The organism is Carboxydocella sp. JDF658, from assembly GCF_002049395.1.
Lineage (GTDB): Bacteria > Bacillota.
This window is the reverse complement of sequence record NZ_BDLR01000101.1, coordinates 25,405-31,789: the sequence shown is the minus strand read 5'-3', so window position 1 is coordinate 31,789 and position 6,385 is coordinate 25,405. Positions and strand designations below refer to the sequence as shown.

The 6,385-nt window shown below is 51.0% G+C and carries 8 protein-coding genes; all 8 read right to left on the bottom strand.

Going from position 1 to position 6,385, the window contains the following annotated elements; translation table 11 throughout:
- Nucleotides 1–369: 369 nt before the first annotated feature.
- Nucleotides 370–555, bottom strand: coding sequence for a 4-oxalocrotonate tautomerase (locus JDF658_RS12020; protein ID WP_078666554.1), 186 nt, complete (start codon nt 553–555; stop codon nt 370–372).
- 6 nt (nt 556–561) lie between these two features.
- The gene (gene dnaB, locus JDF658_RS12015) at nt 562–1,890 is read right to left on the bottom strand and encodes a replicative DNA helicase (protein ID WP_079907804.1); all 1,329 of its coding nucleotides are present in this window, start codon (nt 1,888–1,890) and stop codon (nt 562–564) included.
- Nucleotides 1,891–1,913: 23 nt separating this feature from the next.
- A complete protein-coding gene (lonC, locus tag JDF658_RS12010) occupies nt 1,914–3,833 on the bottom strand; it encodes a Lon family ATP-dependent protease (protein ID WP_078666555.1) in 1,920 nt (639 codons plus the stop codon).
- Between the two features lie 3 nt (nt 3,834–3,836).
- The gene (rplI, locus tag JDF658_RS12005) at nt 3,837–4,289 is read right to left on the bottom strand and encodes a 50S ribosomal protein L9 (protein ID WP_078666556.1); all 453 of its coding nucleotides are present in this window, start codon (nt 4,287–4,289) and stop codon (nt 3,837–3,839) included.
- Nucleotides 4,290–5,231: a DUF2232 domain-containing protein gene (locus JDF658_RS12000; RefSeq protein ID WP_078666557.1), complete on the bottom strand. Its 942-nt coding sequence runs from the start codon at nt 5,229–5,231 to the stop codon at nt 4,290–4,292. It lies immediately after the preceding gene.
- A gap of 114 nt (nt 5,232–5,345) precedes the next feature.
- Nucleotides 5,346–5,573 (bottom strand): 30S ribosomal protein S18, encoded by a 228-nt coding sequence (gene rpsR / locus JDF658_RS11995; protein WP_078666558.1) that lies wholly within the window; start codon nt 5,571–5,573, stop codon nt 5,346–5,348.
- 29 nt (nt 5,574–5,602) lie between these two features.
- Entirely contained in the window at nt 5,603–6,007 is a 405-nt protein-coding gene (locus JDF658_RS11990) for a single-stranded DNA-binding protein (protein ID WP_078666559.1), read from the bottom strand.
- A gap of 30 nt (nt 6,008–6,037) precedes the next feature.
- Complete coding sequence (gene rpsF, locus JDF658_RS11985; protein ID WP_078666560.1) at nt 6,038–6,325, bottom strand: 30S ribosomal protein S6; 288 nt, start codon at nt 6,323–6,325, stop codon at nt 6,038–6,040.
- Between the last annotated feature and the right edge of the window lie 60 nt (nt 6,326–6,385).

The following is a 6,385-nucleotide window of genomic DNA, read 5'->3' as shown; positions in this document are numbered from 1 at the left end:
ACTAAATTACGAAGCAATATATGAGTTAACAGTAAGGCAAGTAATGGACGGAGAAACAAATTTTCTGAATGAAGTGAGTTATGACCCAATTATATTGTAAGGCAAAATGGCTGACAAAATGTGGAACGGGACTACCCTCTATTACCACTAGCCCTTTTGGCCAAAGAACTGGAGTCCTTAATTACATATAATTACATAAATGTCATATATACCATAATGCGTAATGACCAAAACATAGTTGACTACCATTCATAAAATTAATGCAACGCTACTGTGTATATTTTACCATTTTATATTCTTAATGGCAACTATTGTAATATCAATTACTAAAAAAGAGGACTGTCTACAATCTTAGACAGTCCCCTCTCTTTACCGGTCGCAGCGCAGCACCCCTGCTTCTCCCAGGTGTTCCGGCTTCATTTCCCGCAGGATGATTTTCACCGCTTCCGGCGGGCATTTGGCGGTTTCCACAATAGCTTCAGTTACTCGCTTGACCAGTTCCCGCTTTTGTTCCAGAGTTCTACCTTCCAGCATATCAATTTGCACGATTGGCATTTAACATCACGCTCCCTGTCTTTCTAAATTAACAAATTTGGTGAACTCATTGAGAAAGCCCAGTTCCACACTGCCGACCGGGCCATTCCGGTGCTTGGCGATGATAATTTCGGCAATCCCCTTTTTCTCAGTATCGGGATTATAGTATTCCTCCCGGTAAATAAAAGATACGATATCCGCATCCTGCTCAATAGCACCGGATTCCCGCAGGTGGCTGAGGTTGGGCCTCTTATCATGGGTTTGCTCCACCGCCCGGCTCAACTGGGAAAGGGCGATTACCGGCACATTCAGCTCCCGGGCCAGCCCTTTCAGGGCACGGGAGATCTCGGAAATCTCCTGCTGGCGGCTTTCACTGCGGCGGCTGCCCTGCATTAACTGCAGGTAATCGATGATAACCAGGCCCAGGCCGTGCTCTGCCTTCAGGCGCCGGCATTTGGCCCGCATTTCCAGCACCGAAATGCCCACAGTATCATCGATGAAAATCGGGGCCTGGGCCATAGGACCAACGGCCCGCACCAGGCGGGGCCAGTCCTGTTCCGTCAGTTGACCGGTGCGCAAACGATGCTGGTCCACCATGGCCTCAGAACAGAGCATCCGCTGCACCAGCTGTTCCTTGGACATCTCCAGGCTGAAAATGGCTACCGGTATACCCGCCTTAATGGCCGCATGCTGGGCAATATTGAGACAGAAACTGGTTTTGCCCATGGCCGGCCGTGCTGCCACGATGATCAGATCTGAGGGTTGCAGGCCGGAAGTCAAGCGATCCAGATCGATAAACCCGGTGGGAACCCCGGTCACATCTCCCTTGTTCTGGTAAAGATACTCAATGCGGTCGAAGGTTTCCATCAAAATCTCATGCATGGTAGCAAAGGTGCGGCTGGCCTTGCGCTGGGAAAGGTCATAAATCATCTTTTCCGCCTGCATTAAAATTTCCTCAGCTTCAGCCTCACCTTCATAACCCAGCTGAGCAATGCGGGTGGCTGCGGAAATCAGGGCCCGCAGCAAGGACTTTTCCCTGATAATGCGGGCATAGTATTCCACATTGGCGGCAGTGGGCACGATTCCACTCAAGGTGGCTATATAGGCGGCACCACCCACTTTATCCAGCTGACCGCGCTGTCGCAGTTCTTCGGCTACAGTGATAATATCCACCGGTTCACTGCGGTCGGCCAGGTCACAAATGGCCTCAAAAATCAGGCGATGGGCATCCCGGTAAAAATCCTCGGCCCGGATGATTTCCATAGCTTTAAAAACTGCTTCCTGGTCCAGCAGCATTGAACCCAGCACTGATTGTTCCGCATCCAGGTTATGGGGTGGAACTCTGTCCATTGCCAGAGACACTCTCCCCGCCTCCTCCACTATTGCAGCACACACATTAACTCAATAACTTCCTCGATAGTTTCCACTGCTCTTACCTGACAGTCCGGAACAGCAGCCGGAATATCTTTTTCATTTTCTTTCGGCACCAGCACCATTTTCATCCCGGCCTGCCGAGCACCATAGATTTTTTCCGGTATGCCTCCTACGGGCTTGATTTTCCCCTGGATGGAGATTTCCCCGGTCAAAGCCCGGTCCTGCCAGATCGGACGGCCAGTGATGGCACTGTATATAGCCAGGAATATAGCGGCACCCGCCGAAGGTCCGTCAATGTTGCCACCACCGACCACATTGACGTGGAGATCATAATTATGCAGGTCATCGCCCGTTAGACGGCGCAAGACCGCTGCCGCATTGAAAACCGAATCCCTGGCCATGGAACCGGCCGTTTCATTAAAGCGGATTACCCCTTCCCCGGGTTTACGGGCCGGGAAGGCGGCGGCTTCGATTTCCAGCACCGAACCCACAAAACCGGCCACCCCCAGGCCAAAGACCCGCCCAATCTCGGCAGCAGCTTTGGCCTTAACCTGAACAAAAGGCGTAAGCCTGCTGATGCGGGCCATTTCATAAATATCTTCCAGGGAGATTACAACCCGTTCGCCCTGCTGGCCTCCCTGACGGTATAGCACCATGGCATAGGCATCAGCCAGCAGGTTAATGGCTTTACGGCCCTCGATGGTATACTGGGCAATGGCTTCCGCAACCCCGGGAGCCAGTTCTACCTGCAGCTTGCTGGCAGCATTTTCTACAATGGTAATAATGTGAGCCGGTGTTAGCGGCTCAAAGAAAATTTCCGCACAGCGGGAACGCAGGGCCGGATTGATCTGGGAAGGATCCCTGGTAGTCGCCCCGATGAGGATAAAATCCGCCGGAGCCCCTTCTTCAAAAATCTTGCGAATATATTGTGGTACCCCCGGGTCATTGGGATCATAGTAACTGGAATCAAAGTGAACCCGTTTGTCCTCCAGCACCTTCAACAATTTGTTTTGCAAAAGAGGATCCAGTTCCCCTACCTCATCAATAAACAGAACTCCCCCATGGGCCTCTGTAACCAGACCCAGTTTGGGTTCCGGTACTGCACTTTCCGCCAGATCCCGGCGGGCCCCCTGATAAATAGGATCATGCACTGAGCCCAGCAAGGGGTTGGTTACTTCCCTGGGGTCCCAGCGCAGAGTAGTACCATCCACTTCCACAAAGGGGGCATCGGCCTGAAAAGGAGAAGAAGCAACCTTTTTGGCGGCTTCCAGAGCCAGCCGTGCCGCCGTGGTTTTACCCACTCCAGGCGGTCCATAGAGAATGATATGTTGAGGAAAAGGAGAAGCCAGTTTGGCCACCAGGGCAGCCACGGCCTGGTCCTGGCCCACGATTTCCGTAATCTCAGCTGGCCGCAACATTTCCATGGCGGAGCGGGCCAGGCGCTTTTTCTCCATTGCCTCCAGCTCCTCCAGCTTTTTTAAAGTTGCTCCTGTTTCCGGGCCCTGGTTTTCCTTCAAAACCTGCATCCGGATTTCCTGCAGATATTCCTCATGTCTTTCCTGCATTTTTTCCGATACCCGCCGTTCAATCCTTTCTTCCACCGCCTTGCGAGCCAGCAGGTCTGCCAGTTCCTCTTCAACACGAGCCAGAATTCCCGGAATTTCCTCCGGTACAGGCAGGCGTTCCAGGCTGGGGCTATCGAAAGTCAATCTTTCCAGGCCCAGTACCCGCTCGGCCAGATTTTCTGAACGCATCAAATGCAGGGCATCCACTTTTCCAGCCTTCATCACCAGGCGGTCAGTACCATAGATACTGGCCAACAGAGAATAGAGAGCTGCCACCTGTTTGGCCAGCTGTTCCTCTTTGCCCTCCATAGAATCCACATTTTTAGATTTTGCAATAAACTTGTTAAAAAGGCTTTTCATGGATTATTTCCCCTCTGCTATAACTTGCACCATAAACTTGACTGTTACTTTCGGATGAATTCTGGCTACTACCTGATAGCTCCCCAGAGTTTTAATATTTTCCGTAAGCTCCAGCTTCTTCTTATCCACTTTTAATCCATAATTTTTTTCCAGCACTTCGGCAATATCCTTATTGGTAATGGAGCCAAACAAGCGGCCTCCTTCCCCTGCCCTGGTCTTAATTACAACCGTAGTTTCCGCCAGTTTGGCTCCCAGAGCACGGGCTTCCTCCTCCAGGCGCTGTTGTTTTCTCTGTTCAGCGGCTTTCTTTTCATCCAGGGATTTCAACGCACCAGCGGTTGCTTCCACCGCCAGCCCCCGGGGGAAAAGGAAATTGCGGGCATAGCCCTCTGAAACCTCTACAATTTGACCTTTATTACCAAGTTTTTTTACATCCTGCTGTAAAATGACTTTCATCTATGATTTCCCTCCTGTCAGCAATTTTTGACGCCAGCCAAAACCCAGATCCAGAAGACCGATCAGGGCAAACAGCGGTAAATAAATTACTCCCACAAAGAATAAGGAGAGGATAAAAAGCAGACGCAAAAGCGGATTCCAGTAAGGCAAAGTCAAACTAACCAAACCCCAGCCATTGAGGAGGCCCAGGCAAGCACCCAGCCAGAGACTGTTGGCACCCAGAATATTTATCCCCTCAGCCCTGGGGCCCAGCAGTAAAAGCATAAGACCGAGGATAGCCAGCCAGATTAAGTACCAGGGCAGGTTCCAGTATCGTACCGGTACAGGTAACAGCCGGTTTTCTCGCGCCCCCAGTTGCTTGCCAGCAAAGTATGCACTTGTCCAGGCAGAAAGCAATGTAAAGGTCAGTTGCTGCCCTGGAAGCAGGATTACGCTCCAGTACAGCATTTTTTTCGTCTCCTCAGTAAGCATGGCCGTGGCGGGTTGTCCATACATACGGGCCACCAGCTCTGTAATCTGGTGGACTTCCCGGCTTAGTTCCTTATATAGAAAGGCAAGCTGGGCTTGCCAGATCTTCCAGCTCCAGATAATAGAAATCAGATCCCAGAGAAAAAAGAGCAAAGCCAGGGCCCCTGCCATTCTGGCCCAGCCCCATTGCCGGCTGCGTACCATTTGTCCGGTAAATAGGGTTAAGCCAAAAAAACCGGCAAGATAGAACAGATTAGCCCAGTCCAAATTACCAGTAAGCCAGGCCGTTAATGCCATCACTGCCAGCAAAGCCCCGGTGCCTGTTAGCAGTTGCGGTAAGGGGCTGTCCACCGCCAGCATTAATAATGGCACCAGCCAGAAAAATTGCAACAAAGTCATCGCTGCAGGCCAAATTATTATCAGTAGAGCCAGTACTCCCTGCAAAAACCAGAGCTTCAGCTTGTTTTTATCCATTCCTTACCTCCGCCTGTTTTTCCGAATAAAAGACTAAGTTCGCCATCAATCGGATAATTCCTTTTTTCTGATTAAAAAGGGGAGCAAAATCCCTTTGCTCCCCTTGAGTCAGTTTCACTCCGCAGTAAACGGCAATAAAGCCATAATCCGTGCCCGCTTGATAGCGACAGTCAGCTGGCGCTGGTGTTTGGCACAGTTGCCGGAAATCCGCCGGGGTAAAATCTTGCCCCGTTCGGTGATATATTTGCGCAGTCTATTCAGGTCTTTATAATCAATGGCCTGAACCTTGTCCACGCAGAAACTGCAGACGCGTTTTTTGCCGCGTTTCCGTTCCCGACGCATCGTTTTCCCTCCCTTACCGAGCTTCAGTTTTAAAAGGGCAAGCCCTCATCTCCGTCCGCGAAATCATCAAAAGGCGGTTCGCCATGAAGGTCAGAACCAGGCCCTCTGCCTCCTTCTTTCGGACTTAAAAAGCGTACATTTTCTGCCACTACTTCAGTCATGTATTTCCGGGTTCCGTCCTGTCCCTCAAAGGAGCGAATTTCCAGACGGCCGTCCACTGCCGCCAGTTTCCCTTTGCTGAGATATTTGCTGCAATTATCTGCCTGTGGGCCCCAGACCACCACATTGATGAAATCTGCTTCCCGCTCTCCGGCCTGGTTCTTGTACGGCCGATCAACTGCCAGAGTAAATCTGGCCACAGCTCTACCTGTATTGGTATATCTCAGCTCCGGGTCCCTGGTCAGGCGCCCAATGAGAATAATCCGGTTCAACACGGTTAAAACACCACCTTTAAACCATCACCCTTAGGCATCAACCCGTACGATCAAGTGCCGGACGACTTCGTCGGTAATTTTCAGAACCCGTTCCACCTCAGCAGCTACAGGAGCTTCGGCTTTGAAATTGCAGAGGACATAATAGCCCTCCCGCATTTTGTTGATTTCATAAGCCAGCTTCCGCTTGCCCCAGCGATCCAGAGCGGTGATTTCGCCACCATTGTTTTTGATCAGGTTTTCGAATTTTTCCACCACACCATTGATCGCTTCATCGGTAAGGTTGGGGTTGATGATAAACATCAACTCATAAGCGCGCATTCCTTTCACCTCCTCCCCACGGACTAAACGGCCCTACCTCCAGGATAGAGCAGGGATGAT

What these genes read in the sequence shown, in the direction of transcription:
- JDF658_RS12020 (WP_078666554.1), bottom strand. Translation starts at nt 555, where the DNA reads ATGCCAATCGTGCAAATTGATATGCTGGAAGGTAGAACTCTGGAACAA.
- lonC (WP_078666555.1), bottom strand. Translation starts at nt 3,833, where the DNA reads ATGAAAAGCCTTTTTAACAAGTTTATTGCAAAATCTAAAAATGTGGAT.
- rplI (WP_078666556.1), bottom strand. Translation starts at nt 4,289, where the DNA reads ATGAAAGTCATTTTACAGCAGGATGTAAAAAAACTTGGTAATAAAGGT.
- JDF658_RS12000 (WP_078666557.1), bottom strand. Translation starts at nt 5,231, where the DNA reads ATGGATAAAAACAAGCTGAAGCTCTGGTTTTTGCAGGGAGTACTGGCT.
- rpsR (WP_078666558.1), bottom strand. Translation starts at nt 5,573, where the DNA reads ATGCGTCGGGAACGGAAACGCGGCAAAAAACGCGTCTGCAGTTTCTGC.
- rpsF (WP_078666560.1), bottom strand. Translation starts at nt 6,325, where the DNA reads ATGCGCGCTTATGAGTTGATGTTTATCATCAACCCCAACCTTACCGAT.